The organism is Colwellia sp. BRX9-1 (genome assembly GCF_014077195.1).
Taxonomy (GTDB): Bacteria; Pseudomonadota; Gammaproteobacteria; order Enterobacterales; family Alteromonadaceae; genus Colwellia_A.
Genome location: NZ_JACGVM010000059.1, coordinates 1 through 966, shown reverse-complemented (window position 1 = coordinate 966; position 966 = coordinate 1). Strand labels below are relative to the sequence as shown.

2 protein-coding genes are annotated in these 966 nt (G+C 42.1%); one reads left to right on the top strand and one right to left on the bottom strand.

All coding sequences use genetic code 11. The features are described 5' to 3' along the window. On the top strand, window positions 1-624 hold a 624-nt coding region (locus H4J76_RS19465; protein ID WP_404842545.1), incomplete at its 5' end, for a transposase. A gap of 210 nt (window positions 625-834) precedes the next feature. Here H4J76_RS19465 and H4J76_RS19460 read toward each other — a convergent pair. Beyond that, window positions 835-966, bottom strand: a 132-nt coding sequence (locus H4J76_RS19460) for a universal stress protein (RefSeq protein WP_182231142.1), incomplete at its 5' end; no start/stop codon positions are given.

Sequence of the window (966 nt, the reverse complement as noted above, 5' to 3'; positions counted from 1 at the left end):
GAAATGGTTGAAGAAACAGCACAGGTCTATAAACAGCGCTTAATCGATATCAGTTGGTTTATGCGGGCATTAAACGAGCCTATTGCTCGACAAGCCAATAAAGAAGATAAATGCACGGGGCACTTCTGGGAAGGACGCTTTAAATCACAAGCCCTGCTCGATGAAGGGGCATTACTCGCTTGTATGGCTTATGTAGATTTAAATCCAGTGCGTGCAGGCATTGCCCCAACACCTGAGCAATCGAGTTTTACCAGTATTCAACTGCGTATCAAAGCAGCCATTATCGGGGAGCAACCCACAACGTTATTACCTTTTACGGGCAATGAACAGCAAGCTAAAACCTCCGGTATCCGCTTTAGCTTGAAGGACTATTTAACCCTTGTAGATGAAACAGGTCGCGTAATAAGAGCAGACAAACGAGGCGCTATCGAGACTAAAACCGCAAATATACTGTCAAGACTTCACATCAGCGATGAAAGTTGGCTCAAACTCACCACAAACTTTGAAGGTATATTCACTGGTGCGGTGGGTACCGCAGAGCATTTGTGTGAATTTACTGAGCACGTGGGGTTAAAGCGCGCACACGGGAAAGCAAATGCTCAAGCTTGTTTGAATAGCGCGTAAATTTAACTACATTCAAAAACAGCAAGAAAAATACAGCTACCTTGGGGGAGAAGTAAAGCTTGCCTGAAATTCACTCATTTAGTCAACATCTATAAAAATCGATATACAAAGACTTACAAGATGAAGTACATGCATTGTTAATGACCAATGGATAGCATTGTTTCAGAGCATTATTACTGCGGAGAATTATCATGGGTGGCATGGTAATAATCATTCAGGATAACGCACGGCTAAGACATCACATTTTGCCCCATGTAAAATAGCATTACAGGTAGATCCTAGTAGTAATTGCAAGCCATGTACACCATGACTTCCGGTGATAATTAAATCAACGTTTTCTTT